Raw genomic sequence first — 26,263 nt, 5'->3', positions numbered from 1 at the left:
CTACTTTGAAATTTTGGTGAATTAAATGTTTAATAATAAAGGAAGAAGAAATGTAAGAGATAATGAAATACAAAGAAATGTTCCAGTTAAAGAAGGAGAAACCTATACTGTTACTATTGAAGATATGGGTAGAGGCGGAGATGGAATAGCAAGAGTTGAGGGCTTTGTCGTCTTCGTCCCTGAAACACAGAAAGGAGAAACAGTAAATGTTAAAATAACTGCTGTAAAAAGTAAGTTTGCATTTGCAGAAAAAATTTAAAATCTCTTTTAAAGGTTTAGCTAAACCTTCTAATACTTTTTTTCACTTTAATAAACAATTTAAAGATTAAATTAAAGATTAAAGAAGTTGATTATTCAATATTTAATAGGGCTTATTTTCCTAACTCATCTAATAGAGCGTTGATAATTGACATTAATATTTCTTCTTTAATTGCCCTTGATTTGATTTTTTCAGCAACTTTTAACGCTTCTCTATATTTCTTCACTTCTACCAATTTTAAAGCTATCTTTTCTAAATCTGTCTCTGTCTTGATCTTTTCAGCTAAATTAACTGCTTTATCTATTTCTCCATTTTCAATGTATGCAATAGCAATCTTTCTTAACACTTCATCCCTCAATCCGGGACTTGAAATCTTTTCAGCAATCTTAACTGCCTCTTTATAGTAGCCCCTTTCTATTAAAGTTAAAGCAATTATCTCCAATTTAGCATCTTCTTTTATCTCTTCAACTTTTTTTAACACTTCTTCAATCTTTCCTTCTTCAATTAATTTTATTATATCACTAACCATCTTCCCCCTCCTTGTTGTTCACTTATTTTAAAAATTTTTTCATATTTTATCTACATGTCTAATTTTAATCAATCTTATATATATAATTTTTTAAGTTGGTGTTTATTGTGGCTATATATTACACAACCGAGTAAAAACCAAAACAAAAAACAAACAACAAGATAAAAAATTAAACCAAAAAAGATAAATTTAACACGAATAAACCTAAAAAAATCAAATTATAAAAACTTATAAAACCCTCCAGTATATCCAAGAGACCTCAAAAACTCAACGTCATCTTTATTTAACTCGCATCTCCTCGTTGGAGGAACTTCCTTTCCAGATCTTGCATATATAACTCCCCCTTTCTTTTTAGCCCCAAGATATTTTCCTGCATTACCATCAACAACTATTATCCCATCTCTCATTTCAAAGCCGGTGAAATCATTAGTATTTCCGTTAATTATAACAAGCCCTCCATTTAAAACCGCTCCAGTATTTTTCCCAGCATTTCCATTAACTATAACTTTCCCATTCTTCATTAAAATTCCAGTAGATAGATCAACATCTCCATTAACTACAATTGTTTTATCTTCATTCAATCTTGCTCCAACAGTGTCTCTTTTTATTTTATCATTAATCTCCAAAATTCCTCCCTTTTCATCAAATTTATTCGGTTTTAAAAGTTTTTCTTCTTTATACCTCTCTTCGACAAACTCAGTTATAGATACGAATTTCCTATAGCCCTTTATATCGCTCTCAACCTCTATAACATTCCCCATTGGTTCTTTTATTCTGTTTTTTTCGTTAATATAGATGGTTCCAGATAACATACTTATTCCAAATCTTGTATCAACATCCCCATCCACTATAACAGTTCCTACTTTTATTCTACCACCACTTCCTCCAAAATATTTTAAATCAACGCCCATAGAAGAACAGAATCTCTTTCCTACATTTCCTTTAATATAAACTATCCCTCCATTCTTTAAATGTTCTACAAGGGATTTAAAAGTAATATTTCCTTTTATCTCTGTTTCTGGATTAAAATCACTCTGCCATATAAAATTATATGTGAAATCGCATATACAGTCAACTGGATTTTCTATTTCCAATATAATTACATTATTTCTATTTCTATTCAAAAATTCGTCTAATTTTTCCTTTTTTTCATTCCCTCTGTTTTTAAATAGTTTGAGACGGAACATCGTAATCCCTTTTTTGTATTTTAATTACACATATAAAGTTTATTGTGTTGTTTATTTATTTAAATTTTCATCAGAGTAAGTTAAACTATTTATATCAGAATCGAGTATTATTCTTCATAAAATATGAATTAGAGAAAGTTAGTTTTTAGTCCCGTCTCTTCAATCTTAATTAAGAGTAAAGCAGTTATTTTAAAAGTTCTGAGTGATGAGTATGTTAAGAGGAAAAGAAGCAACGTTAGCAGGAATTATAAGGGTTATAATTGAAGAAGAGCCAGAGACACAAGATGAGATTGCTGAAAAACTTGGAATAAGTAGGAGGTATGTTGCTAAGCTATTGAAACCGCTTATAGATAAAGGTGTTGTTAAACATCCCTATGTTGTAGATATGAATAAACTTCACACCATCAACTTAGAATTTGACGAAAACATGCTAATGAAAGAGATAAAAACAACTTTTGAACGAATGAAATCTACTTTGTTAACTAATTTGGATTTAGTTCACAGGGCATTAAAAAATAACGATGAAAAATTAGCTGAAGATATTATAATAAAGGATTATGCATTAAATAAAATGGAAGAAGAGATTAGATTACTTTTAGGAATGGATGCTTTAAAATACCTTCCTGGAGCGTATGCCAATGCGTTTGCAACCATTGCTTCCAACCTTGAAAGATTAGGGGATTATGTTGCAAATATTGCTGAAGAGGTTGTTCATGGGTTAAAATTAGATAAAAACATAGAAAAAGATGTTGAGGAGATATTCTCTCTACTAAAAGAGATGTTAATAGAAGCGATAGATGTTGTAAATAGTAAAAGAAAGGAAACCAAAATTTACGATCTTGAAGAAAAACTTCACGAAAAACTCGAATCTTTACTTAACAAAGTTTTAGAAAGTAAAAGAGAAGAGTTAAACTTCTATGTGCAGTTTGGGATGTTTTTAAAGGACATTGAGAGATTTGGAGATAGATGTGTAAATATTGTAGATATTGCTTTGGAATTATATCACAACATCCCAAGAAGTCCAATACCCGAAAGATTAAAGAGAGGAACCTTATAATTGTAATGATTAATAAATTATCAATAATTAATAAATTAATAATCAGTTGTCAATTATGGAGGTAAAATAATGCGAGAATTTATATTCAAAGCAAACAAAACTATAACCTCACCAGACATAAATTTAAAGGACTTACCAGGAAGTTGTGGAAGGTTGGATCTACTGTGTAGATGCGTAAGTGATGCATTCTTTTTATCCCACGATATAAGGAGAGATGTAATATTTTACGCGATTTTATGCGGTCAACCAAATCCTCCCATTTGCATAAAGTTTGTAGGAAGTGAATTGAAAAAGGTCTCTCCAGATGAGAGAAGTATCGCAATTTTTATAAAAAAGGCACTAAAAAAATTTGAAGAGATAGATGAAGAACAGAGGAAATATTGGACTCAATCAACTCCGGGAATATACGTGAAAAGGGCTGATTTTAGAGATATTGTATTAGAGAAGTTAGAGGAAGGAAAAGAAGTGTTTTACTTACATAAAGATGGTTCAAATGCTGAAAATTTTAATTTTACAAATCCAGTGTTTATTTTAGGAGATCATATTGGTCTTAGTAGAGAGGATGAAGATCTGCTTAACAAACTAAATATTAAAAAAATATCCATATCTCCAATAGAACTGCATGCAAATCACTGTATAACGATAATACACAATATTCTTGATAAAAAATCTCAGTAGATCAGCAAAAAGTATTTTTTGGGAGAGTTATGGATTGGGACTTAGAAATCGAGAAAGAAATAGATAATAAACTAAAAAAAATAAGGTTAGAACATTCTTTAAAAGTGCTGGAATCGATAAATATCGACAAACATTTAAAGATGGCTTTAAAAGAAATGCTACATAAAAGATTAAATGAAGATCCACAATTTTTTAATGTTTCTATTGAAGAAAAACCAAGGGCTGTGATTGCGTTTAGTGGTGGAGTTGATAGCACAACCTCAGCAGTTATAGCAAAGAACATATTTGATATTGAAGCAGTTTCATGTTATTCCAAATATATAATGACAGAAAAACTTAAACATGATATTGATGCCTTATCAAAAAAAATTAATTTAAAGATAAGGTTTTTGGATATTGATTTAGAGGATGTTTATGATGGCGTTATTAACTGCAAATTTCATCCCTGTGGAAGATGTCATAAGATAATAGAAAGAGCAGTTTTAGATTATGCAATATCCTCTGACGTAGAGTATATAATTTTTGGAGATCTATTGGCTTTTGGTTGTCAATCAATATATTGGGATGGAAATGTTTTTAGGTTTAATTTGCCCTCTTTTTTTGCACTAACTAAGGATGAAGAGAGAGAATTGTTAAATAGTAAGGGAATATTGTTGGATAGAGATTACGGATGTCCTCTTTTAGAGATCTATCATCAAAGATGCGGAGGGGTAAAGTTTACAATACAGAGAATTCTAAGGGAAGTTAGAGGTAGAGTTATTAGCAGGGAAGAAGGATTTAAAAACATAATTGAGGTTTTATCGCATAAAAAATAGATCTTTTAATCTTTTAACCTTTTTAGTTTTTCTTTTATTCAGTTTATTTTTACTTCTTTACTTGCTTCTACCATATTTTTTAATTTTCCAAATGCCACATCTATTGGAAGTAATCTCATTCCACAATCAGGATCAATATATACACTTTCCCCCAAACTTTTATTCAAATGAGGATTGTTTTTTAAAATCTCTAAGCCCTCCTCGATTAGGCCTTTAATTTCATCAACACTCTCAACCTTCTTAATCTTAGTATTTACGCAACCAAACCCGACCTTTTTTTCAATCTTCTCTAAAATATCTAAATTTTTTTTGTTAGATGCGAATTCGTGATCTAAAATACTAACAGGAAATTTATTTAATTCTTCAATTATGTTGTAAACGTTTCCACAAACGTGCATTGCAAATTCAACATCTATTCCTTCAACGATCATCTCCACAGCCCTCCTCGCAATTTCAAAATCATACAATCCAGTCGATAAGATCGGCTCATCGATCTGTATTATTGGAACATGGCCTTTTAATGATTCTACTTCTTTTCTGAGGGCTTTGGCAATATCATAAACCAAGTTTTCGTCTCTATTGTCTGAATAAAAGTTTTCTACCCTTACAGAGCTGGCTATTGTGCAAGGCCCTGTTATTATACCTTTAACCTCCACTTTTGGATTCTGACTTTTTGCTATCTTTTTTGCATAGAGAATGTCTCTTAATGTTATTGGTTTTACAAACTCAACTTTTCCAATTACCTTTTTTCCATCAAAACCATACATTCCTTTTGTAAATATCTCTACCATATCTCCTCTAACCTGCCCATCGCTAATAACATCTATACCTGCTTTTATCTGATCTAAAACAGCCCTCTCAATTGCATAGTGATATTCATCATAAAGACCAAAAATTGACTTTATCTTGTCAATAAATGATTTCTCTTTTTTTAATACAACAGGATAACTTCCAACTACCGTGGTCTTCACATTTTCACCTTTTAATTAATAATTAATAATTAAACAATTTTAATAATTTCTAATTTTTGAATTAATAATATAATTAAAAATATCCTCGACATTTTAACTTTTTAGTTTTTTAGTTTTAACTGTTTACTTTATTATTTATTATTTAAATAAAAGATTATAAAAAACTATATGTGAAAAAATATAAAATTTTGAGTTAACTACAAGACAAAAAATAAAAAATTAAATAATTATAAATCAATAACAACATTATAAACCGAAATAATAAACGCTATTCAATAGAAATATTTAATAAAAATCTAAAATTTTTCCAATTTACAAAAAAGAGGGAGATCGATGCAATTCCATAAAATAAAAGTTCTTGATGCATCTGCAATAATTCACGGCTATAATCCAAGTGTTGAAGAGGGGGATCACTACACCACGCCGGAAGTGTTGGAGGAAGTTGAATCCAAAAAGATCTTAGTGGATCAAGCACTATCCTTTGGCAAGCTTAAAATTTCAACTCCAGATCCAAAATACATACAAAAAGTAAAGGATATTGTTAACAAGACGGGAGACAATCTCTCTAACCAAGATATTGGAATTTTAGCATTGGCTTTACAGTTGAACGCTCCCCTGTATACTGACGATTATGGTATTCAAAATGTTGCTAAAAAATTGGGAATAAAAGTTATAGGAATATCTTTTAAACCAACAAACAAAAATTTTTTATGGAGAAAAGTATGTGTTGGATGTAAAAAGATCTATCCTGCAAATTACGAGGATGATGTATGCGAGATCTGCGGTAGTCCTTTAAAAAGAAAAATGGTAAAATTAAGATTGTCTAAGAAAAAATCTTCAAAAAAGTTTTAGATGTGAAGAAGATATGAAAAAATTAATAGCAAAAAATAAGGAGGAGTTAATTGAAAAAATTAAAAATTGCGGATTTGAAGATGAGATCTATATAAATTTAGAATTAGATAGAGATATTGCAATCGCGTTATTAGAGCACTGTGAGCCGAAAAAGATATTTATCCCCAAATCCAAATATGCAAGAAGCTCAAAAAAAGTTATAAAAGCGTTAAAAGGAGTAGATGTTGAAGTAATTCCAATAAAGGCAAAGACAGGAAGGCCTACTAATATAGACAAAATAATTAAAAAATATTTAGACAAAAAACCAAAAGAGATCTCTGAGATCACAGGAATAAATATTAAAACCGTAGAGTATCACTACTACAAATTACGAAAAATGAAAGAAAAAAAGGAAAAAAAAGATAATCATTAATCTTCTTTCAATATCTTTTTTAAGACATCTATATCGCATTCAATCTTTATCGGCTCTTCACTTGCTCTTATTGCAGCATCAGGGTCTTTCAACCCATGCCCAGTGGTTATACATACGATCCTTTCATCTCTATCAACAATTCCCTCATCTAATAACTTCTTAAGGCCTGCTATTGATGAGGCAGAGGCCGGTTCAACAAAAATTCCCTCTTTCCTTGCTAATAATTTTTGTGCTTCTACGATCTCCTCATCGCTAACTGCCTCAGCATAGCCGCCAGATGAGTATATTGCCTCCAACGCCTTTGGAGCATTAACAGGATTTCCAATTCTTATAGCTGTTGCAATCGTCTCGGGGTTTTTGTAAGGTGTTATGTCTTTCGCTTTTCTCTTAAATGCTTCAACAATCGGCTTAGCACCCTCTGCCTGAATTCCTGTCATTTTTGGCAACTCATCAATAATCCCTGTTGCTTCAAACTCCCTAAATCCTTTCCATATTGCACTTATGTTTCCTGCATTTCCTACTGGAACGATAACTCTATCTGGAACTTGCCAATTTAGTTGATCGCAGATCTCAAAGCCGATAGTTTTCTGACCTTCCAACCTAAATGGATTTATTGAATTTAATAAATAAATTAATTTTTCTCTTGCTAACTGCTTAACCATCTCCAACGCATCGTCAAAGTTTCCATTAATCTGTATAACCTTAGCCCCGTAAAACATTGCCTGAGCTAATTTTCCCAAGGCAACTTTTCCCTCTGGCAGTAAAACAATACATTTCTTTCCACTTCTTGCTGAGTAAGCTGCTAATGAAGCAGATGTGTTTCCTGTTGACGCACAGCCAACTACTTCAACTCCTAACTCGTTTGCCCTTGTAACACCAACAGTCATACCCCTATCTTTAAAGCTCCCTGTTGGATTTGCTCCTTCGTTTTTTACATAGAGTTCTTTAACTCCAAGCTCTTTCTCTAAGTTTTTGCATCTATATAGGGGGGTTCCTCCTTCAAATAGTGTAACTATTTTTCTTTCATCTTTTACTGGAAGATACTCTAAATATCTCCAAACACCAATCTGTCTTTTTCTCAATGTTTCTTTTGAAATTTTGTTTTTTATCTCTTCATAATCATAAACTATTTCTAACAACCCGCCACACTCGCAGGTGTAGATTATTTCATCAACATCGTAAGTTTTTCCACATTTTATACATTTTTGTAGCATCTTTTCACCTTTAAGTCAAAATTTATTCATCATATCTACGTGTTGTTATATAAAATCTTTATGTATCAGTTTAAACTTTTTATTTAAATACGTGATTTTTAAATTTTTGATTGAATAATAACAAAAACAAACAAATAAAAATAAATAGTAAAATAGCAATGTTTAATTATGTGGATGTTTACACTCCCTATTTAAAATTTTTAAATCCAGTTAACTTGATAAACCCATAAGGGCAGATACATTATTGGAAAATTTTTAATTTACTGAATATGGCAATGTGTGTTTAGAGGAGGGGTGAGGTATGATTTACATCCACAAAAAAATAGAAAATCCAGTAAAAGATGGTATAGAAATTGGAGAAGAAATCAAAAACAAAGTGGGGAACCCTTCTTTGATAATCTGTATAACTTCAATATTGGATGAGAAAAAATTAAAAGATGTATTTAGCGGGCTTAAAAGACAAATATCCTTAGATAACCTTATAGGATGCTCTGCAGGAGGAACATTTAATGGAAAGAATTACATAAAAGAAGATGGAATCTTAATGTTAGTTTTTGACGAACACTATAAAAGTGCAGTTTCGTGTGAAAAAATTGGTAAAGATCCAGAATATACTGGAAAACAGATCTCAGAAAAGATAAGATCATTTATTAGAAACAAATATGCAAAATTAGAAATCGACGATAATTTTTTAGGTTTTGTATTTTTTGATTGGGACGGAAATAGCGAACAGGAGATCCTTGATGTATTGGGAAGAGAGTTAACTATTCCAATAATAGGCGGAACTGCATCTGATGATGGATCGTTTACAAAATTTTTTCAAATATTTAAGGGGGAGGTGGTTAAAAACTGCTGTGTTTTTGGAGTAGTAGGGGGTAGATTAAAGTATGAATTAATATATGGCCATGGATATGAGCCGACGAATATTTACGCCAGAGTTACAAAAGCGGAGGGAAAAGTGGTCTATGAGTTAGATGGAAAACCTGCATATGTTAGGTATTTAGAAATGATCTCAGAGTATTCAAAACTCCCAGTAGAGAAGATTAAAAAATATTTTTATAGAGGACTTAAACATGTTGGGTTCTATTTTATTCATCCACTTGGATTGATGGAAGTAAATGGAAATTATATAACGGCATATCTTGAGGGAGTAAAAGAAAATGCACTTGTATTTAGGAGGAAAATATTGGAAGGGAGTTTTTTGGTATTGATGAAAACCAGCATTTGCCGTCAGATTGCTTCAATATTTGAAGAGATCAAAAAATCAAACGAATTCAACGATCCTTTAATATTTATAAACGAATGTTATGCAAGAGAAATGTTGAAAAATAAAAAGTTTTTGGGATTAGAAAATGATATTCCAAATTATCTAATTAACTTCTATACAGATAACTCAAATTTTGAAGAGTATATCGTCGAAGAAAATCTTGTAGGTTGGTTATCCTACGGAGAGACAATTGCCAAAGACCTCATAAGGTTTCATAACAACTTGTCATTCACTGGTGTTATATTTGAAAAATCCCAAATTGGTTCGATAAATTGGAAAGAAGAATTAAAAAATTTTGATTTTGATGACGATGAAATTGAGGTTATTGTAAACTTAATACATAAACAACTAACTGCAAAAGAACTTTTACATCTAACAAAACTCTCTCAAACTAAACTTTACCATACCTTAAACAAGTTAGAAAGTGAGGGTGTGATAAAATCCATAGGTGGAAAACCAAAACTGTATTATATAGATAATATAAAAGAAATGTTGGAAAAGACCCACGAAAAGATAGAACATGAAAATACAATTAAAAAGATTAAAAGAAAAAAACTGCTAAGAATTCTTTAAAAACCATAAGGATAATACAAATAAAAGTTAAAGCTAAATAATATTACAAATAAATATTATATCAATTATTGTATCGTAATAATAATATCCATTAAGATGATACTAAATAAAATAATGATACCAATAAAATAGAGAATAAATGAAATTAAAGATAAAATACCCTAACTAAACTAACCAAGTATAAAAAATTAAAAAAATAAACAAAATAACAAAATAATTAAAACGCAAATAATACATAACAATACATAAACAAATCAGATCAACGAACATTTCAGGTGAGAATTATGAAATTTGGATGGGTCAAAGTTTCGGGAGACGATTGGGAAGATAAAAAAGAGATCGTAAAAATGGCATTAGAGTCATCAATTCCTGTTGTTGTTGCAGATCCTGAAGATATAGAAAGGATAAGGGAATTAGGGAATATAAAAGTAGCGTCTCATAGTTTAGACGCAGATATTGTTTTAATAAATAAAAATGATAACATTGACTTCCTTAAAGAGGCAAAAAATGCAGGGAAAGAGACGGCCATATATATCCCAATTGAATCAAAAGAAGATGAAGAATTTGCCTCTGAAGTAGCAAGATTTGGATTTGTTGACAACATAATATTAGAGGGTAGGGACTGGACGATCATCCCATTAGAAAACTTAATTGCTGATTTATTCCACAGAGATGTTAAAATAATAGCAAGTGTTGATTCTGTAGATGAAGCGAAAGTTGCCTACGAAATATTAGAAAAAGGAACTGATGGCGTTCTTTTAACTCCTAAAAACTTGGAAGATGTAAAAGAACTATCAAAATTAATTGAAGAACTAAATAAAGAAAAAATAGCATTAGATGTTGCAACTATAACAAAAGTAGAGCCCGTAGGTAGTGGAGATAGAGTTTGTATAGACACTTGCTCATTAATGAGTATAGGAGAAGGAATGTTAATTGGATCATACTCAAGAGGTTTATTTTTAGTTCATTCTGAAACCTTAGAAAACCCCTACGTAGCAACAAGACCGTTTAGAGTTAACGCAGGTCCTGTTCACGCTTATATACTTTGCCCAGGAAATAAAACAAAATATTTAAGTGAATTAAAAGCAGGAGATAAGGTTTTGGTTGTAGATAAAGAAGGAAATGCTCGAGAAGCAATAATCGGAAGAGTAAAGATTGAAAAAAGACCACTAATACTGATAGAAGCAGATTATAAAGGAGATATTATTAGAACAATCTTACAAAATGCTGAGACAATACGACTGGTTTCTGAAAATGGAGAACCAATATCTGTCGTAGATTTAAAACCAGGAGATAGAGTGTTAATAAAACCAGACGACTATGCGAGGCACTTTGGAATGGCCATCAAAGAAACAATAATTGAAAAATGACTACTATTATAAAAATATCTCTAACTATTTAACTATTTTCACATTTATATTTATTTTAATTTGACTTTTAATTTTTAATAACTTTTGATCCAATTTTTGCAATGGAAAATTTGAGTAAAAAATAGATAATGGGATAAACATGGATATAAAAATCGGCAAGGTTGAAAAGAAATTAAATCAAATAATTGAAGATGAAGGAGCAGTTTACTTAACTTTGTTAGATCCTGAAGAAGAAAATATAGAAGAAATCGCAGAAAATATTAAAGATTATGCAGATGCGGTGATGATCGGAGGTAGTGTAGGAGTTGTTAATTTAGACAACACTGTAAAAAAAGTAAAAAAAATAACTAATTTACCAATAATCTTATTTCCCGGAAATGTAGATGGATTATCAAGATATGCAGATGCAGTGTTTTATATGAGTTTGATGAACTCTTTAAACACATATTGGGCAATCACTGCCCCAACTCTCGGCTCCATAACAATACTAAAATACAACTTAGAACCAATACCAATGGCTTACCTTTGCATAGAGCCAGCGAGAAAAACTGCTGTTGGATATGTTGGAGAAATTAGGGAAATTCCGCAGAATAAGCCAAAAATAACTGCAATGTATTGCCTATCAGCAAAATTTTTCGGAATGAGATGGGCATATTTAGAAGCAGGAAGTGGAGCAGAGTATCCAGTAAATAACGAAACCATATCAATGGCAAAAAAACTTTCAGACATTAATTTAATAGTCGGAGGAGGAATAAGAAAACCAGAAATCGCTTATGAAAAAGTTTTGGCAGGGGCTGATGTCATAGTTACAGGCAACTTATTAGAGGAGGATGTAAAGGCCGTTGAAATGATGTATGACTACATAAAAAAGGCAGGAAGGGAAAAATTAAAAAATTAACATTTTTTAGCAACAAATCCGATATAAGAGGAAAAATTCTTTAAAAAGGTTTTGTAGATAAACCTATCTAATGGCGAACCCGTTATATTTGCCCCAAAAGTGCAGATTATTTTAAAATTTTCCTTTTTTAATATCGCTTCAACCTCATTCTTATCATAAAATCGAGTATTAACTCTTATTTTCTCATCTCCTATATTTTTTACAATAACACCCCTCCGTTTCCTGATAGCTTTTTTAATTTTTTTAAAGTTTCCTCTGATAGCATTTCTTAATATCCACTTTGCATCATAAACATTTGCAACGGTAAATATAAAAACACCGTCATCTTTCAAAACCCTTCTAACCTCTCTAACCGCCCGATTTAAATTACAATGATTTAATGCTCCAAAAAAAGACAAAACTGCATCAAAACTACAATTTTTAAATGGTAAAAACTCTGCATTTCCAACTACAACAAACTTACCTGACTTTTCTCTTGCTATTTTTGACATTTCTAAGGAAATATCTAATCCAACCGCTTTATTCAATATCTTTAAATGCTCTCCTGTTCCACAACCAATATCTAATACAAAATCCTCTATATCTATAAACTCAGAGATTATTCTTCTCTCCACAATCCTCATATACTCATTTCTATATAAATTATCATAAACTCCTGCTAATCTGTCATAATAATCTTTAACACCCATAACTCTCACGGTGATATCTTTGATAACAGTAGCAACTGCGGAATGTTTTACCCATGCTCAAATTGGACTAACACTTCATAAAGCATCAGCAGGATATGATGAGTTTGAATTTAAATATTTATTTGATGAAGATGATTTAAAGCTTATGAAAAATATCAAAGTGATAACAGCAATGTTTGTCCCCTCCATTTTAGGGGCTGAAAAATTACTCAATATAAAATTGCCCAATCCAGATTACACATACAAATATGCAAAAGCTTATTCAGAGAAAAATGACTTAAAAGTAGCTAAACTCATGGCTGAAGGATTAAAAAGAAAATTAAATGTTGATATTGCAATTGGATCCACCGCAGGTATTGGTAGAGGAGCAATATGCATCCTAACAAACAAAAACTGCCATCTATTTACCTCAGATATTTATGCAAACCTTTTAACATTTGAAAATATAAAAGAAAGACAAAAAAGTGGGATAGAAAAAGGTATAAAAAAATTTTTAGAAATATTAAAAAATGAAGTATTTTTAGTTTAGATTTTTGTTTTTTATTTGTTTTTAGTTGGTTTCTAAGGGTTGGTTTGTTTTATTGTTTTTTATATTTGGATGTGTTTGATTATGGAGATTTTTTAGAGTTTTTAGTTATTTGTAGTTGTTTTTAGAAATCCACGGTTGATTAAGTGTGTTTTTTGTTTTTATATTTTATTTATTGTTGTTTTTTAAATAAAAGTTTGAATTGTTTTGTTAAAAGGTTTATAAAGAAGAGGGGTTATCTATGGGTAGAAATCTTATAGTGTAGAAAAATATAAATATCAGTAAAAACGTAATAATGAAATAAGAAAAATTGTCCTATTAAAATCAGCACGGATCGTGATGGAAACCTTCTAAAATAACATAACGTATATTTTATCCTATAATCCCTATTAAAATCAGCACGGATCGTGATGGAAACCTATTAAATTGTAGTTTTAATACTGTTGTATTCACTATTAAAATCAGCACGGATCGTGATGGAAACAAGATCAGCCGAAGAAATAGTTGACGGATGGATGGAATTAAAATCAGCACGGATCGTGATGGAAACCCGTTTTCTTTTTCACGTTTATACCATTTCACATATTTACTAATTAAAATCAGCACGGATCGTGATGGAAACTTTTTTAGTATCTCATCTATATTCATAATATTTCATTAAAATCAGCACGGATCGTGATGGAAACACTGCTAAGTCAGTGTATTTATTTTGTGTCTTATTTATTAAAATCAGCACGGATCGTGATGGAAACATGGTGCAGAAAATTTCTAAAAATAAACCCATCTAACGATTAAAATCAGCACGGATCGTGATGGAAACCTCATATATGTTGCAAATGTTATCTGTCTTTGCTTATATAATTAAAATCAGCACGGATCGTGATGGAAACATTAATATCATCTATTTTACAAAAATAGTGTTATGAGATTAAAATCAGCACGGATCGTGATGGAAACGTAGATGATGTTTATCATATGGTCTTATAGGTAAATTAAAATCAGCACGGATCGTGATGGAAACTGTTGAAGTATGTGGTAAAAAATATAAAGTGATGATTAAATTAAAATCAGCACGGATCGTGATGGAAACTAGATTACTATATTATTGTCATACACTTTAATATTATTAAATTAATTAAAATCAGCACGGATCGTGATGGAAACAAATATATACTTGACAATTATAAGTTTAGTATTAATGAATTAAAATCAGCACGGATCGTGATGGAAACAAAGAAAAACGAGTAAAAATAGGGGGAGCAAGAATTCATTAAAATCAGCACGGATCGTGATGGAAACATGCAATTTACAAATTAGATGAAGAGAAGAACAAAATTAAAATCAGCACGGATCGTGATGGAAACATGCAATTTACAAATTAGATGAAGAGAAGAACAAAATTAAAATCAGCACGGATCGTGATGGAAACATGCAATTTACAAATTAGATGAAGAGAAGAACAAAATTAAAATCAGCACGGATCGTGATGGAAACTCTGTTAAAATTAAATCATGTGATACTTGTTTGTTTATTAAAATCAGCACGGATCGTGATGGAAACCTTTTGCAATAATTTTTCAAATTCGTCGGTAATATTTGAATTAAAATCAGCACGAGTCGTGATAAAAAAAGGATATTAAAAAATCAATTTTTTAGATGTTGATCAACTCTAAAAGAGAGAACTTAACTGGCATTTATATATCAATGCTATAAAACTCCTATGGAATTTAAACTTCTTTTATCAATATTTATACCATGAGTCCAAATAAAGCCAAATACGGATCTTATCGTTAATTACATATTTAAATTTGTAATTCTAATTCCTGTTCCTTTTGATTTGTATTTTATATTCAATCCAATCAATAGGGGGGTTATCGCCTCAACTATTCTCGATTTTTCTAAATTACCGCAATCAATTGCTCTAACTCCATCTATCTGGTTGGCTAAATCAATGACCACTTTTTTTGCTTCTTCGTTATCTCCGCAGATTAAGACATCGCAATCAACAGGATTGTCTAAATCCTCTAAAACAGCATGGCAGATATTTTGAAATGCACTAACTACTTTACTTTCTTTTAATACATTTTGAATCATTTCAGCAACTGAGCCATCTGGAGGAAATAATAACCTTGTTGGCTTATCTCCTATCGCGGTGGCAAGAGGAACACCAATAGAAACCACGATCTTTCCTTTTAGTTCATCTTTTAATTGTTTTATTGTCGATAAAGTGTATTCGTAGGGTAGGGATAGTATAACTACATCTCCTTCCTTTGCTGCATCTTTATTTTCTAAACCTAATATCTCTGCATTTATTCCTCTTTTTTTTAATATTTCTTTTGCTTTTTCTGAGGCCTGCTCTGCCTTTTCTTTTTTTCTTGAACCAATAATTATTTTATGATTTTTTGCCAATCTTAGTGCCAATCCAAATCCTTGATCTCCCGTTCCTCCCAAAATCGCTATCTTCATAATTTCACCGTTCTATATATTCGTTTTGTATATTTTTGACATAATATTTTTGAGGTTATTATTTTTTATTTTTATAGAAGATCGTTTTTAACATCGAGGGTCATGAGATCTTCGCTTACCATAATTTTGAAATCTTCCTTGTTGTTATATTCTTCCACATTTTCAAGATATGTTTTGAAAAATTCTTCTTTGTCGTATCTGGCAGAAATGTGTGTCAATATTAGCACTTTTACATGTGCCAATCTTGCGATATTGACTGCCTCTCCAATTGTGGTATGCATATTCTCTCTTGCAGTGTCTCTACATTGATCGTCAAATGTTGCCTCGTGAATTAACACATCACATTTAATATCCCTTAAAAACTGTCCAAAGTCCTCTAATGGTAGAGTATCTCCACTATATGCTAAACAGAATCCTTTTTTTGGAGGTAGTAAAACATCCTTGGGGTAAACAATTGATCCATTTTCAGTTTTAACTGCCTCTCCTTCTTTTAGTTTTTTAAGATCTGGGCCTACTTTTACACCAAGTTTTAAAGCTTTTTTTACATCTAATCTTGGTTTTTTAATTTCCCTAAATATGTAGGCATATGAAGGAACAGTGTGTTTTGTTGGATAGGTAATTATTTCATAATCATCCTCTTTTAACACAATTGCGGGATTTTTCTCTTTTATTTCATATACTTTTATTGGGTAATTAATATAGTTATATCCGAACTCCAAAGCATTTTTTATAATATCTTTTGTTCCTTCCGGTCCAAAGATTTTAAGTTCTTTTTCTCTACCAAAAAACCCCAAACTTTGTAAAAGGCCAGGAATGCCAAGAATATGATCTCCATGTAGGTGAGTTATAAAGATATGGTTAATTTTCATTGGAGAGATCTCGGTAAAAAGCATCTGCCTTTGAATGTTTTCTCCACAATCAAATAAAAAAACCTCTCCATTAAATTTAAATGCTATGCCAATATGATTTCTATTTTTGGATGGAACCGCAGCTCCTGTTCCCAAAAATGTGATCTTCATACTTATCATCTTAGCATTTATTATTTATTTTGCAGTACTGTCCGTTATCTATGTTATTGTTATTGTTTATATTGTTATAATTTTTATCTTGCCTTTACTTTTTTCTATTTTCTTGATTATCCATATTCATCGTTTTCTAAATATTCTTTAACAACATCTTCAAAGTTTAACTCCTCAACCCACTTCTTCATGTTGTTGCACCATTCTTCCATCGTCTTTTTTATGATCTTTTTCGTTTCTTCGAATGGAATTGCCTCGTAAACATAATAATAACCGCCATCCTTTATATTTACTTGCTTTCTTCTAACTAACCCTGCATTCATCAAATTCTGCACTGCCCTTTGAACTGTGCTTCTATCTCGACGTATCCGTTCTGCAATATCATTTATTTTTGAAGGGCCATGTTTTAAAATATCAAAATATACTTTAACATCAGAGACCTTTATTCCAAAAACACAAGCCATTAAACTATCAAATGTCCATGTAGAACATGGGGTCTTTAATAGGAGTTTGCTCATAATATCACCTTCACGGTTGTGGCATCTTCGTTAACTAACTATAAATATCTTTGCAGTATTTAAAACTTGCTAATGTTTTTTGCAGAAACTAATCAAAATTCGCAATTTTTTATTTCTTTAATTTTTTAAGTATTTTTACTCATGCCATATTGTTGTGAGGATTATTGAGATTATAATATAAGAAATCGATTAAAAGAGATTGAAATGTAAAACTATGAGATACAAAATTAAAAAACATCAATGTAGAATTGATGAGGTGTTAGCATGAATTACATTATTTCAGAAATAGCAGAAAAAATTTTAAATGCTAAATCTAATGAGATCTTCATAAATTTAGATTTAAACAGGACAGATAAGAAAGAAAAAGTTATTGTTGATTTTGAAAGAAGAATCGCTAAGTTTCCAGAGGGAGAAGTTGAATTTAATATTTTACAAAAAATTTCAAAGGATAAAAATCACATATACTTTATAAAGGATGGGAACGTGTTTAAGGCAGCGATAGCAAGAGATGGATACTACAAGTTAGTTCCAACACTACCTCCAACAATAGAGATAAATGGAATAAGAATGCATAGAACAAAAGAATTCAACCCTTATGAAGATACGTTAAATAAGATCAACTCGGTAAATATAAAAAAAGGAGAGAAAGTTTTAGACACTTGTATGGGTCTTGGATACACCGCGATAGAAGCGAGAAAGCGGGGGGCGGAAGTAATAACCATAGAAAAAAATCCAAATGTTTTGGAATTGGCTAAAATAAATCCATATAGTAGAGAGTTATTTGAAAAAGGTATTAAGATCATATTGGGAGATGCGTTCGATGTGATAAAAAACTTTAATGATGAAGAATTCGATGTAGTGGTTCACGATCCTCCAAGGTTTAGTTTAGCAGGTCATTTGTATAGTGAGGAGTTCTATAAAGAGATTTTTAGAGTTTTAAAGCCGGGAGGGAGATTGTTTCATTATGTAGGAAATCCGGGAAGGAAATATAGAGGAAAGGATCTGCAAAGAGGGGTTATGGAACGACTGAGAAGTGTTGGATTTGAAAATGTTAAAAAAGTTGAAGATGCGTTGGGTGTTGTAGCCAAAAAGCCAGAAAAATATTAAAAAACCCTACTTTTATAGATTTACATGTTTTATTATCTTAGCTTATTTTTTGCTTTTATTTTTTATTACCTTTCCACATTTTTGGATACGTTCCTCTATCCATAAACACCCTTTCAACATTAACAGCAACACCTTTTTCTGCATTTAACATATCCTTGTAGTTCATCAACGCACTTCCAAATCCAACGGCTTCTCCTTTCAGTGTCTCTATTAAAACCGGCTCTCCTTTTCCAATCCCCTTACTTACCTTAGATATTCCTCGCACATAAACATCTGCTCCGTGGCATATGGCATCAACAGCACTATCCTTAACTACAACCTTTTTTAAATGTTTTAAACCATATTCCATGGGCTTTATAATTTTCCTAATCTCCTCATCCCCGTCCTCTTTCCAAAATATATAAGCATCAAGTAGATCTTGTAAATAGGTAGTATCTTTTTCTTCAAAACATCCACTTTTTACTCTTCTCAACTCCTGCATATGAGCTGAGGTTCCTAACGCTTCTCCAATATCCTCGCATAACTTTCTTATATAAGTTCCTGATTGACACTTAACTCTAAATAGCACATCTCTTCCATCTTTATCTAACAATTCCAAGTCATGGATCTTCCTAATTCTCAATCGTCTTTTAACTGCTGCTTTTAATGGAGGTTTCTGATAGATCTTTCCAGTAAACTCTTTAAAAATTTTTAGAATGTCTTCTTCTGATGCATCCCTGTGCAAGTGCATTAAACAAACATACTCCTTTGGAGGAATATGCCATAGAGGAATTGTTTTTGTAGCCCTCTCCAATGCAACTGGTAAAACTCCTGTTACTTTTGGATCGAGAGTTCCTCCATGACCTGCTTTTTCCAAATTTAATATCTTTTTAACCCATGTTGAAACCTCATGAGATGTTGGGCCTCTTGGTTTATCTATAACAACTACACCATATTTTATTAATTCTTCAATTGGTCTTTTGTAGGGATCGTATCCATAATCCCAAGATGTTTCTGCTTCCTCTCTAACAAGCATATCTTCATCTTCTTTCCTTTTTTTCTCTTCTGTTTTCAATACAATCACCCTCAAATTCTTTGATCAATCTAAAAAACCTTCCAAAAGCACAGAAAACTCCAATCAGGAAAAATACAACAATCCAGATATTATTTTTTGTGTTCATTGCGATTAAATATCCAATAAAAAGTCCAATGATAATTATTGTAAAAAATTCAAATGCTAAGTCCTTTATATTCATAATAAACTCCCGTATTGCCTTTAATTGCTTTCTATCACTATTGAATTTTCTTCTCTAAATGGGTTCGATCTTAGGCAGAGAGAGTATAAATAAGGGTATTTCTCTTTTAAATGGGTTAGGTAATCTAACCATTGAACAACTAATAGTTTATATGCTCTTATAATATCGTTTTTTAAGTGTTCTAAATCACTTTTTGGTAAATTATCTAAATTTTTTCTTCTATGAAGTTCATCGGCTAAGTGAAATACTGCCATTAAAACCTCAGTAAATTTTTCATGCTCTAACAATAATGGATTTTCCATTAATCGAAGCAAGAACTCTCTTTTTTCCTCTAAGAAATCTTTTAATGCTTTTAAATCCACCTTTTCAATATTTATATCATAATCATATTCTTTTAATAGTTCTTTTGCTTTTTCAAAATCTTTTTTATCCCAATCTTGTGATATATTCAAATATTCTTTAATATTCCCTTCATCCCCTTTCAAGATCATTCTCAAAAGATCTTCCCCTACACTATTAAAAAACGATCCTACTACCATATTTAACTTTTCTAACATTTTTATTTTTTCTCTATGCTCTAATATCTCCTCAATTATCAAACTTACAAGTAAAACTTCAATAGGAACAAACGCTAAATGCAAAAGAAAATAACTTAATATATATTCCACCTTTCCAAATATTAAATAATGCACCACATATATAAAAATAGAGAGAGAAACAAGAACAATTCCAATTATAGCAATATATCTTTTATCTTCCATAGATCCCACTCATTTATTTAGTTATCCTTTAAAATTCCAAATAGCATCTCCTACATAATGAACATTTTTTATTGCTTTTCCTTTTTCAGAGTTTATCATTTCATCTCCACTCATTAACGCAATACCAACGCATATGGGCTTTTTATGGGACTCATCAACAACAAACACAACATCTCCCTCTTCTATCTCTGAATCTGCTTTAACAATTCCTGGACTCATCACATCCGCCCCATTTATTAAAAACTTTATAGCCCCCATATCTACTACAACAATATTTTTAGATGGAAGAGTTTTTTGCAATAGTTTTAACGTTGGAAAGAGGCAATCGTCTAATTTAAAAATTATTGGTTCCTTATTTGCTAAAACGATCTCATAAGTGTCTGTTATTACAATCTCTACATTACCTTTTTTTGGAATTATCTCATCCACATTTTCAAAATACTTCTCTAATTCCTTTTTTAATCTTTTAACATCCTTTTTACTTAGGAAATATCTTTTTTTCACGTTCACTACAACCACCACTTTAATCTATTTCATAACAAGCATAAACTAAAATTAAATAATAAATAATTATAACTAAATTAATATATAAATTAAATAAATAAAAAAGACAAGCGTAGCTTCGGGCTACAAAATCCAAAGGATTTCGTTAGATCCATAAAGGGTTTCATCTGATAGGAGTTCACCTCTGCATGTATTGCTTCGCTCAGCAATGCCTCTCAACTAAAAATTTTTAACCTCTCCAGATACCAACAAACATAATATGATCCTTCTCAAATGGCTCAATATCTACTTCATCAACTATCTCAAATCCTCCTTTCTCTAAAATCTCTTTTTGCTCTTTAAATATCTCTTTCGGATTTTTAGCAACATCTATACTTCTCGCTTTTATAGCGATCATTCCATAACCGCCTTTCTTCAAAAACCATTTAGCATTTTTTATCAAAATCTCCGCCTGATTTGGTTGAGCAACATCCTCATAGATAACATCTACCTTTTCAACTATATGGGAATATTCTTGCGGTTTATTTGCATCTCCCAATATCGGAACTATATTTTTTCTCTCAGCACATGCATCCAACAATTCTCTCATTATTCTTGGGGCATATTCAACAGCATAGATCATTCCCTGCTCTGCTATATCTGCAACATGGGAAGGCGTTGTTCCTGCTGATGCCCCCAAATATAGGACTTTTGAGTCCCTCTTTATTGGAACTATTTTTAATCCGTTTATTATTGCTGCTGCTAATTTACTTTTGTTTGGATTCCAAATTCTATATTCCTCATTATTTATTTTTATTATTCTTTCATCATAAACTTTTTTTCCTTTAACAATGGATCTTGTTGCTATTCTCCTTAAACCATCTCCCAAGTCAACCTCATAAATATTCTCAAAGATCTCTTTAATATTAACATCTTCCATCAGTATCACCAAAAGTAATATATTGCCTTGTTTTATATATATCATCAAGTTTTTTATTTCCTTTGGGATTACAAATTAAACTTCCATATTTTAAAACTTTCAATTCATCGAGTTGATTAATAAGAGGTGTTTATCTTGAAGAAATATAAAGAGAAATATCCTGATAAAAATGGGAAATTTGGAATTTATGGAGGTAAATTCGTTCCGGAGACATTAATGCCTGCAATAACTGAATTAGAAGAGGCCTTTAATAGATTTTGGATAAACAATGAAGGAAATTTTAGAGAAGAGTTTTACGCTTTACTTAGGGACTATGTTGGAAGACCTACGCCTCTTTACTATGCTGAAAGATTCAGTGAAGAACTGGGATGCAAGGTCTATTTAAAAAGAGAGGACTTAGCCCACTTAGGGGCCCATAAAATAAACAATGCACTCGGACAGGCACTATTGGCAAAAAAAATGGGAAAAAAGAGAGTAATAGCAGAAACAGGGGCAGGACAGCACGGAGTAGCAACAGCAGCGGCATGTGCAAAACTTGGGCTGGAATGTATAGTATATATGGGAGCAAAAGACGTTGAAAGGCAGAAATTAAATGTTTTTAGGATGGAACTAATGGGAGCGAAAGTAATTCCTGTTTTTGGAGGATCTCAGACATTAAAAGATGCAGTAAATGAAGCATTAAGGGACTGGACAACCAACGTTAGAACCACCTATTACCTACTTGGATCTGCTCTTGGCCCACATCCATATCCAATGATGGTAAGAGAGTTCCAGAGAGTTATTGGAAAGGAAATTAAAGAGCAGATATTAGAAAAAGAAGGAAGGTTGCCTGATGTTATAGTTGCATGTGTTGGAGGAGGAAGTAATGCCATCGGAGCATTTTATGAATTTTTAGATGATGATGTTGAATTATACGCTGTTGAAGCAGGTGGAAAAGGAGTAGAAACAGGAATGCATGGCGCTTCACTTTGTGCTGGAGAGGTTGGAGTTCTACATGGATCAAAAATATATGTTAAAGAAGATGAGTTCGGGCAGATAGAAGAAAGTTATAGTATTTCAGCTGGTTTAGATTATCCTGGCGTAGGACCTGAACTTTCATTTTTAAAAGATGAAGGAAGGATAAACGCTGTCTACATAACCGATGATGAAGCATTAGAAGCATTTCAACTTCTTTGTAGATTGGAAGGTATTTTACCTGCATTAGAAAGTTCCCATGCATTGGCTTATGCTGTTAAATTAGCCGATAAGTTAGATAAGGATGATATAATGGTTATTAACTTGTCTGGAAGGGGAGATAAGGATGTTCATACGGTTGCTAAGGCATTGGGTAGAGAGATTTAATTTACACCTCCGAGCGTAAGTGAGGAGGTGTTCGGTGGTATACCAATAGGAGGTATCCTCCTATGGGGCGGATAAAGATGTTCATACGGTTGCTAAGGCGTTAGGTAGGGAGATTTAAAATTAAGTGATGGAAGTGATAAATATGAAATTAAAAGAGAAGTTTGATGAACTGAAAAATAAAAATGAAAAGGCATTTATTGCTTTTTATGTTGGAGGAGATCCTAATTTGGATGTTTCAGAAAAAGCTCTGGAAGTGATCTGTAAACATGCAGATATTGTTGAAATTGGTATTCCATTCTCAGATCCTGTTGCTGATGGTTTAACAATACAAAAAGCAGATGTTAGGGCATTAAGTAGAGGAATGAATCCAATAAAAGCATTAGAATTGGCAAAAAAATTAAATGAAAAATTTCCAAATGTTCCAAAGGTGTTTTTAACTTACTATAACATCATATTTAAAATGGGAGAAGAAAATTTCGTGAAGAAATGTAAAAACGTAGGGATTTCGGGGATTATCGTTCCAGATCTACCTATTGAAGAGGCAGAATCTCTCCTTTCTTATTGTGAAAAATATGGTGTTGATCTGATCTTTTTAGTTGCGCCAACAACCCCAGATGAAAGATTAAAAAAGATCTTAGAAAAATGTAGGGGCTTTGTTTACGTTGTTTCAAGAACAGGAATCACTGGAGAGAGAGAAAAACTGTCAGAGGAGACAGAAGATCTCATACGTAGGGTAAAAAAATACTCAAAAGTTCCTGTATGCGTTGGATTTGGAATATCCAAAAAAGAACACGTAGAAGAGATAACCAAATTCGCAGATGGGGCAATAGTTGGAAGTGCTATCGTTAAAATTGTTGAAAAACACTTAGATGAGAATGGGAATATAAAAGATGAAAATAAGTTCTTAAACGACTTAGAAGAGTTTGTAAGAACATTAAAAGAGGGAACTAAGGCAAAAAAAATTAAAACACAGGTAAAAAATTAAATGGTAAAAAATTAAAAATTATAATAATGACATAATTATTAAATAGCCCCATATTTTTTATTCTTTCTTGTTTACTCGCTCTTTTTTTAATTTAACAAGTTTTCCAACTGCATTCATATCAACATCCTCGTAGAACTCTAAATATCCATTATAAACTGCTCTGTTGAAAAATCCTTCTCCCCACTTGTTCCTTATTAAAACAGTTGAATATCCCTCCTCGCTTCCAACATTTCCAACTGAAATATCCGATGTTAAGCCAGTAAAATCACCACAAACTTTACATCCACTTCTCATGGCAAACTCTACATCTTTAAGTTTATAATCCACAACCTTTCCATTTATTAATAAGATTTTTAACTTTCCTGACTCAATATCCATCTTTTTAATTTCCCATGGCTCAATACCATCGGATTTTAATTTTTCTATTAATTTACCATAATCATACGTCTCAAAACAAAACAAAGCAATTTTTAATCTTATTGCTTCCCTAAATGGTTTTAATAAATCATTATTTGATGATAATATCTGATAGATGGCATTTATAACACATGGAGTTCCTACAACAGCCAATTTTTTAAGCTTCTTTTCCATAACTGCTGTTTTTAATGCTTTCAATATAGGCCCCTTCCATAAATACTTACTACCCGCAGATCTCAAAACATCTTCCTTTGACATGGCTAAATATGACTCTGGCTCCAAAGTCCATTTATCTTCAATCATCACAATAGCCCCATCTATTAACTCCTCTTCAAAGGCATTTGCTAATATAGAACTCACAACTCCTCCATTTTGAGCATTTTTTATATTAATCAGAGATCTTGCTTTTACTGCCTTTAAAACTGTTCCTAATTTATTATTAGGTTTTGGAACTGATGATTTTTTTATCCTTGGGCAGGCATCATAACAAGCCCCACATGGAACATCATAAACAACTGTCTTACAAAACTCAGCTGAAATCGGATGCTCCACGATCTCTTCAGGAACGATGATGCATGAGCATTCATCACACTCAAATTTTACGGGGCTCTCTTCTTTAAAGTAAAGATTATTTGCTGGACAAACAGCTACACAAGCTCCGCAACCACTGCATCTATTAGTATCCCAAACCTCCTCTTTTAGATCCTTATATGACTTCATTAATCTCACCTATCTTTTTATAGTGTGTTTCTAACACTTACTCTTAAAGATTTTTTATAAATTATAGCAATTTATAAGCCAATGGCAAGTTTTTAATAAGAAAGGGCATTATTTTTCAAATAATTTTTAGCATTCTATTAAAAGTTTCTTTACTGAAACTTTTTTTGAAAAGTTTCACATTAAGTCAGGAGTATATAACTTACCGAATGGTCTCTTAGATATTGGAGCAATCTTCGTCCATTTTGAGTTTAAAAGTTTATTTTTAATATCTTCTGAAAGATTAAACCACTTACAGAACTCTTCAATATATGGCTTTATTTTCTCTAAATCCTCTTTTGTAAATTCTTTTATATCAGCTGCAACACCTAATTGGTCTTTATCAATCTCTCCTCTGATGTATATTGCTCCTCCATGAATTCCAGTTCCTATCATTCTTCCCTTAATTTTTCCTAAATCATTTCCTTTTTCATCAATGTTTAAGACAATTATTGTTCCTCCAGCCATATACTCTCCTAAGAAATCCTTGGCAGTTCCTCCAATCACAAGAACCGGAACTTTGTCTTTATATGCCTTCATATGAATGCCACTTCTATAACCAACATCTCCTCTAACAAAAACCTTTCCTCCTCTCATTGAATGGGCAGTGACATCTCCACTGCTTCCATATATCACTATTGTTCCGTCATCCATCGTGTTTCCGGGAGCGAATTCAGCATTTCCATGGACTATTATTGTAGGGCCACTCATGAACATTCCCAGATCTCCACCGGGAATTCCATAGATCTCTATTGTTAAGTCCTTCTTTTGCAATCCATTCCCAATAAACCTTTGCCCTAAAACATTTTTTAAGATGATTTTTTTAACGTTTGGATTTTCCCTTAGAATTTGATGTATTTTTTCATTTAACTCCTTATAATGCATATTTTTTGCATCTATCTCCACTTCCATACCTTTCACCTTCAAATCAAAATATCT

General features: G+C 31.6%; 28 protein-coding genes and 1 CRISPR repeat array. Of the genes, 13 read left to right on the top strand and 15 right to left on the bottom strand.

Annotated features, from left to right (window positions below; translation table 11 throughout):
• The first annotated feature begins 25 nt into the window (after nucleotides 1–25).
• A complete protein-coding gene (locus METVU_RS04500; RefSeq protein ID WP_015732999.1) occupies nucleotides 26–259 on the top strand; it encodes a TRAM domain-containing protein in 234 nt (77 codons plus the stop codon).
• 112 nt (nucleotides 260–371) lie between these two features.
• Here METVU_RS04500 and METVU_RS04495 read toward each other — a convergent pair whose 3' ends face one another.
• Nucleotides 372–788, bottom strand: coding sequence for a hypothetical protein (locus METVU_RS04495; protein WP_015732998.1), 417 nt, complete (start codon nucleotides 786–788; stop codon nucleotides 372–374).
• Between the two features lie 218 nt (nucleotides 789–1,006).
• Nucleotides 1,007–1,975, bottom strand: a complete 969-nt coding sequence (locus METVU_RS04490; RefSeq protein WP_015732997.1) for a hypothetical protein — start codon at nucleotides 1,973–1,975, stop codon at nucleotides 1,007–1,009.
• Nucleotides 1,976–2,186: 211 nt separating this feature from the next.
• Between METVU_RS04490 and METVU_RS04485 the strand changes: the two genes are divergently transcribed.
• The 3 genes from METVU_RS04485 to METVU_RS04475 all read left to right on the top strand — a co-directional run bounded on the left by METVU_RS04485 (nucleotide 2,187) and on the right by METVU_RS04475 (nucleotide 4,525).
• Nucleotides 2,187–3,032: a phosphate signaling complex PhoU family protein gene (locus tag METVU_RS04485; protein WP_015732996.1), complete on the top strand. Its 846-nt coding sequence runs from the start codon at nucleotides 2,187–2,189 to the stop codon at nucleotides 3,030–3,032.
• Between the two features lie 69 nt (nucleotides 3,033–3,101).
• Entirely contained in the window at nucleotides 3,102–3,710 is a 609-nt protein-coding gene (gene trmY / locus METVU_RS04480) for a tRNA (pseudouridine(54)-N(1))-methyltransferase TrmY (RefSeq protein WP_015732995.1), read from the top strand.
• Nucleotides 3,711–3,739: 29 nt separating this feature from the next.
• A complete protein-coding gene (locus tag METVU_RS04475) occupies nucleotides 3,740–4,525 on the top strand; it encodes a hypothetical protein (protein WP_015732994.1) in 786 nt (261 codons plus the stop codon).
• Between the two features lie 38 nt (nucleotides 4,526–4,563).
• Here the strand turns inward: METVU_RS04475 and METVU_RS04470 are convergent, their stop codons facing one another.
• A complete protein-coding gene (locus tag METVU_RS04470; protein WP_015732993.1) occupies nucleotides 4,564–5,496 on the bottom strand; it encodes a methionine synthase in 933 nt (310 codons plus the stop codon).
• Between the two features lie 333 nt (nucleotides 5,497–5,829).
• Here METVU_RS04470 and METVU_RS04465 point away from each other — a divergent pair, with 333 nt between their 5' ends.
• Together METVU_RS04465 and METVU_RS04460 are read left to right on the top strand one after the other, a co-directional pair.
• A complete protein-coding gene (locus METVU_RS04465; protein ID WP_015732992.1) occupies nucleotides 5,830–6,348 on the top strand; it encodes a type II toxin-antitoxin system VapC family toxin in 519 nt (172 codons plus the stop codon).
• A 13-nt stretch (nucleotides 6,349–6,361) separates the two neighbouring features.
• Nucleotides 6,362–6,760, top strand: a complete 399-nt coding sequence (locus METVU_RS04460) for a DUF1699 family protein (RefSeq protein ID WP_015732991.1) — start codon at nucleotides 6,362–6,364, stop codon at nucleotides 6,758–6,760.
• Here the strand turns inward: METVU_RS04460 and thrC are convergent.
• Nucleotides 6,757–7,974 carry a threonine synthase gene (gene thrC / locus METVU_RS04455; RefSeq protein WP_015732990.1) on the bottom strand — a complete coding sequence of 406 codons (1,218 nt, stop codon included), beginning with the start codon at nucleotides 7,972–7,974 and terminating at the stop codon, nucleotides 6,757–6,759. The two genes, METVU_RS04460 and thrC, sit on opposite strands and share 4 nt — an antisense overlap.
• 301 nt (nucleotides 7,975–8,275) lie before the next feature.
• Between thrC and METVU_RS04450 the strand changes: the two genes are divergently transcribed.
• From METVU_RS04450 to METVU_RS04440, 3 genes are all read left to right on the top strand, one after another.
• Nucleotides 8,276–9,814 (top strand): FIST N-terminal domain-containing protein, encoded by a 1,539-nt coding sequence (locus METVU_RS04450; protein WP_015732989.1) that lies wholly within the window; start codon nucleotides 8,276–8,278, stop codon nucleotides 9,812–9,814.
• 284 nt (nucleotides 9,815–10,098) lie between these two features.
• Nucleotides 10,099–11,184 (top strand): 3-dehydroquinate synthase II, encoded by a 1,086-nt coding sequence (locus METVU_RS04445; RefSeq protein WP_015732988.1) that lies wholly within the window; start codon nucleotides 10,099–10,101, stop codon nucleotides 11,182–11,184.
• A gap of 139 nt (nucleotides 11,185–11,323) precedes the next feature.
• Nucleotides 11,324–12,082, top strand: coding sequence for a geranylgeranylglyceryl/heptaprenylglyceryl phosphate synthase (locus METVU_RS04440; protein ID WP_015732987.1), 759 nt, complete (start codon nucleotides 11,324–11,326; stop codon nucleotides 12,080–12,082).
• Here the strand turns inward: METVU_RS04440 and METVU_RS04435 are convergent.
• Nucleotides 12,079–12,771 (bottom strand): class I SAM-dependent methyltransferase, encoded by a 693-nt coding sequence (locus METVU_RS04435; RefSeq protein ID WP_015732986.1) that lies wholly within the window; start codon nucleotides 12,769–12,771, stop codon nucleotides 12,079–12,081. The two genes, METVU_RS04440 and METVU_RS04435, sit on opposite strands and share 4 nt — an antisense overlap.
• Nucleotides 12,772–12,790: 19 nt before the next feature.
• On the opposite strand from METVU_RS04435, the gene METVU_RS04430 reads away from it, so the two are divergent.
• Complete coding sequence (locus METVU_RS04430; RefSeq protein WP_048196802.1) at nucleotides 12,791–13,300, top strand: UPF0254 family protein; 510 nt, start codon at nucleotides 12,791–12,793, stop codon at nucleotides 13,298–13,300.
• A 314-nt stretch (nucleotides 13,301–13,614) separates the two neighbouring features.
• A CRISPR array of direct repeats spans nucleotides 13,615–14,926; the repeat unit is 30 nt; unit sequence ATTAAAATCAGCACGGATCGTGATGGAAAC.
• 164 nt (nucleotides 14,927–15,090) lie between these two features.
• Here METVU_RS04430 and npdG read toward each other — a convergent pair.
• The 3 genes from npdG to METVU_RS04415 form a co-directional block, all read right to left on the bottom strand.
• Entirely contained in the window at nucleotides 15,091–15,762 is a 672-nt protein-coding gene (npdG, locus tag METVU_RS04425; protein WP_015732984.1) for an NADPH-dependent F420 reductase, read from the bottom strand.
• 71 nt (nucleotides 15,763–15,833) lie between these two features.
• Nucleotides 15,834–16,790 carry a ribonuclease Z gene (gene rnz, locus METVU_RS04420; protein WP_015732983.1) on the bottom strand — a complete coding sequence of 319 codons (957 nt, stop codon included), beginning with the start codon at nucleotides 16,788–16,790 and terminating at the stop codon, nucleotides 15,834–15,836.
• A gap of 107 nt (nucleotides 16,791–16,897) precedes the next feature.
• Nucleotides 16,898–17,299, bottom strand: a complete 402-nt coding sequence (locus METVU_RS04415) for a helix-turn-helix domain-containing protein (protein WP_015732982.1) — start codon at nucleotides 17,297–17,299, stop codon at nucleotides 16,898–16,900.
• A gap of 264 nt (nucleotides 17,300–17,563) precedes the next feature.
• Between METVU_RS04415 and METVU_RS04410 the strand changes: the two genes are divergently transcribed.
• Nucleotides 17,564–18,406: a class I SAM-dependent methyltransferase gene (locus tag METVU_RS04410; protein WP_015732981.1), complete on the top strand. Its 843-nt coding sequence runs from the start codon at nucleotides 17,564–17,566 to the stop codon at nucleotides 18,404–18,406.
• Nucleotides 18,407–18,461: 55 nt separating this feature from the next.
• Here METVU_RS04410 and METVU_RS04405 read toward each other — a convergent pair whose 3' ends face one another.
• From METVU_RS04405 to METVU_RS04385, 5 genes are all read right to left on the bottom strand, one after another.
• A complete protein-coding gene (locus tag METVU_RS04405) occupies nucleotides 18,462–19,421 on the bottom strand; it encodes an RNA-guided pseudouridylation complex pseudouridine synthase subunit Cbf5 (RefSeq protein ID WP_048197031.1) in 960 nt (319 codons plus the stop codon).
• A 4-nt stretch (nucleotides 19,422–19,425) separates the two neighbouring features.
• Nucleotides 19,426–19,641 (bottom strand): AtpZ/AtpI family protein, encoded by a 216-nt coding sequence (locus METVU_RS04400; protein WP_015732979.1) that lies wholly within the window; start codon nucleotides 19,639–19,641, stop codon nucleotides 19,426–19,428.
• A 20-nt stretch (nucleotides 19,642–19,661) separates the two neighbouring features.
• Nucleotides 19,662–20,402, bottom strand: a complete 741-nt coding sequence (locus METVU_RS04395; RefSeq protein WP_015732978.1) for a hypothetical protein — start codon at nucleotides 20,400–20,402, stop codon at nucleotides 19,662–19,664.
• A 21-nt stretch (nucleotides 20,403–20,423) separates the two neighbouring features.
• Nucleotides 20,424–20,912, bottom strand: coding sequence for an RNA-binding protein (locus METVU_RS04390; RefSeq protein WP_015732977.1), 489 nt, complete (start codon nucleotides 20,910–20,912; stop codon nucleotides 20,424–20,426).
• Between the two features lie 223 nt (nucleotides 20,913–21,135).
• On the bottom strand, nucleotides 21,136–21,825 hold the full coding sequence (locus METVU_RS04385) for a fibrillarin-like rRNA/tRNA 2'-O-methyltransferase (RefSeq protein WP_015732976.1): 690 nt from the start codon (nucleotides 21,823–21,825) through the stop codon (nucleotides 21,136–21,138).
• Nucleotides 21,826–21,960: 135 nt separating this feature from the next.
• Between METVU_RS04385 and trpB the strand changes: the two genes are divergently transcribed.
• Both trpB and trpA read left to right on the top strand, forming a co-directional pair.
• On the top strand, nucleotides 21,961–23,166 hold the full coding sequence (gene trpB, locus METVU_RS04380; RefSeq protein ID WP_015732975.1) for a tryptophan synthase subunit beta: 1,206 nt from the start codon (nucleotides 21,961–21,963) through the stop codon (nucleotides 23,164–23,166).
• A gap of 142 nt (nucleotides 23,167–23,308) precedes the next feature.
• Complete coding sequence (trpA, locus tag METVU_RS04375; protein ID WP_015732974.1) at nucleotides 23,309–24,151, top strand: tryptophan synthase subunit alpha; 843 nt, start codon at nucleotides 23,309–23,311, stop codon at nucleotides 24,149–24,151.
• A 57-nt stretch (nucleotides 24,152–24,208) separates the two neighbouring features.
• Here trpA and METVU_RS04370 read toward each other — a convergent pair whose 3' ends face one another.
• Both METVU_RS04370 and METVU_RS04365 read right to left on the bottom strand, forming a co-directional pair.
• Nucleotides 24,209–25,288 (bottom strand): Coenzyme F420 hydrogenase/dehydrogenase, beta subunit C-terminal domain, encoded by a 1,080-nt coding sequence (locus tag METVU_RS04370; RefSeq protein WP_015732973.1) that lies wholly within the window; start codon nucleotides 25,286–25,288, stop codon nucleotides 24,209–24,211.
• 174 nt (nucleotides 25,289–25,462) lie between these two features.
• A complete protein-coding gene (locus tag METVU_RS04365; RefSeq protein WP_015732972.1) occupies nucleotides 25,463–26,236 on the bottom strand; it encodes a GltB/FmdC/FwdC-like GXGXG domain-containing protein in 774 nt (257 codons plus the stop codon).
• Nucleotides 26,237–26,263 lie beyond the last annotated feature (27 nt).

The organism is Methanocaldococcus vulcanius M7, assembly GCF_000024625.1.
In the GTDB taxonomy this organism is placed as follows: Archaea; AGJL01; Methanococci; order Methanococcales; family Methanocaldococcaceae; genus Methanocaldococcus; species Methanocaldococcus vulcanius.
This window is presented reverse-complemented; position numbering and strand designations above follow the sequence as displayed.

Excerpts from the sequence above, each read along its gene's own strand:
- METVU_RS04500 (WP_015732999.1), top strand. The coding sequence starts at position 26 with ATGTTTAATAATAAAGGAAGAAGAAATGTAAGAGATAATGAAATACAA.
- METVU_RS04495 (WP_015732998.1), bottom strand. The coding sequence starts at position 788 with ATGGTTAGTGATATAATAAAATTAATTGAAGAAGGAAAGATTGAAGAA.
- METVU_RS04490 (WP_015732997.1), bottom strand. The coding sequence starts at position 1,975 with ATGTTCCGTCTCAAACTATTTAAAAACAGAGGGAATGAAAAAAAGGAA.
- METVU_RS04485 (WP_015732996.1), top strand. The coding sequence starts at position 2,187 with ATGTTAAGAGGAAAAGAAGCAACGTTAGCAGGAATTATAAGGGTTATA.
- trmY (WP_015732995.1), top strand. The coding sequence starts at position 3,102 with ATGCGAGAATTTATATTCAAAGCAAACAAAACTATAACCTCACCAGAC.
- METVU_RS04475 (WP_015732994.1), top strand. The coding sequence starts at position 3,740 with ATGGATTGGGACTTAGAAATCGAGAAAGAAATAGATAATAAACTAAAA.
- METVU_RS04465 (WP_015732992.1), top strand. The coding sequence starts at position 5,830 with ATGCAATTCCATAAAATAAAAGTTCTTGATGCATCTGCAATAATTCAC.
- METVU_RS04460 (WP_015732991.1), top strand. The coding sequence starts at position 6,362 with ATGAAAAAATTAATAGCAAAAAATAAGGAGGAGTTAATTGAAAAAATT.
- thrC (WP_015732990.1), bottom strand. The coding sequence starts at position 7,974 with ATGCTACAAAAATGTATAAAATGTGGAAAAACTTACGATGTTGATGAA.
- METVU_RS04450 (WP_015732989.1), top strand. The coding sequence starts at position 8,276 with ATGATTTACATCCACAAAAAAATAGAAAATCCAGTAAAAGATGGTATA.
- METVU_RS04445 (WP_015732988.1), top strand. The coding sequence starts at position 10,099 with ATGAAATTTGGATGGGTCAAAGTTTCGGGAGACGATTGGGAAGATAAA.
- METVU_RS04440 (WP_015732987.1), top strand. The coding sequence starts at position 11,324 with ATGGATATAAAAATCGGCAAGGTTGAAAAGAAATTAAATCAAATAATT.
- METVU_RS04435 (WP_015732986.1), bottom strand. The coding sequence starts at position 12,771 with ATGGGTGTTAAAGATTATTATGACAGATTAGCAGGAGTTTATGATAAT.
- npdG (WP_015732984.1), bottom strand. The coding sequence starts at position 15,762 with ATGAAGATAGCGATTTTGGGAGGAACGGGAGATCAAGGATTTGGATTG.
- rnz (WP_015732983.1), bottom strand. The coding sequence starts at position 16,790 with ATGATAAGTATGAAGATCACATTTTTGGGAACAGGAGCTGCGGTTCCA.
- METVU_RS04415 (WP_015732982.1), bottom strand. The coding sequence starts at position 17,299 with ATGAGCAAACTCCTATTAAAGACCCCATGTTCTACATGGACATTTGAT.
- METVU_RS04410 (WP_015732981.1), top strand. The coding sequence starts at position 17,564 with ATGAATTACATTATTTCAGAAATAGCAGAAAAAATTTTAAATGCTAAA.
- METVU_RS04405 (WP_048197031.1), bottom strand. The coding sequence starts at position 19,421 with ATGCTTGTTAGAGAGGAAGCAGAAACATCTTGGGATTATGGATACGAT.
- METVU_RS04400 (WP_015732979.1), bottom strand. The coding sequence starts at position 19,641 with ATGAATATAAAGGACTTAGCATTTGAATTTTTTACAATAATTATCATT.
- METVU_RS04395 (WP_015732978.1), bottom strand. The coding sequence starts at position 20,402 with ATGGAAGATAAAAGATATATTGCTATAATTGGAATTGTTCTTGTTTCT.
- METVU_RS04385 (WP_015732976.1), bottom strand. The coding sequence starts at position 21,825 with ATGGAAGATGTTAATATTAAAGAGATCTTTGAGAATATTTATGAGGTT.
- trpA (WP_015732974.1), top strand. The coding sequence starts at position 23,309 with ATGAAATTAAAAGAGAAGTTTGATGAACTGAAAAATAAAAATGAAAAG.
- METVU_RS04370 (WP_015732973.1), bottom strand. The coding sequence starts at position 25,288 with ATGAAGTCATATAAGGATCTAAAAGAGGAGGTTTGGGATACTAATAGA.
- METVU_RS04365 (WP_015732972.1), bottom strand. The coding sequence starts at position 26,236 with ATGGAAGTGGAGATAGATGCAAAAAATATGCATTATAAGGAGTTAAAT.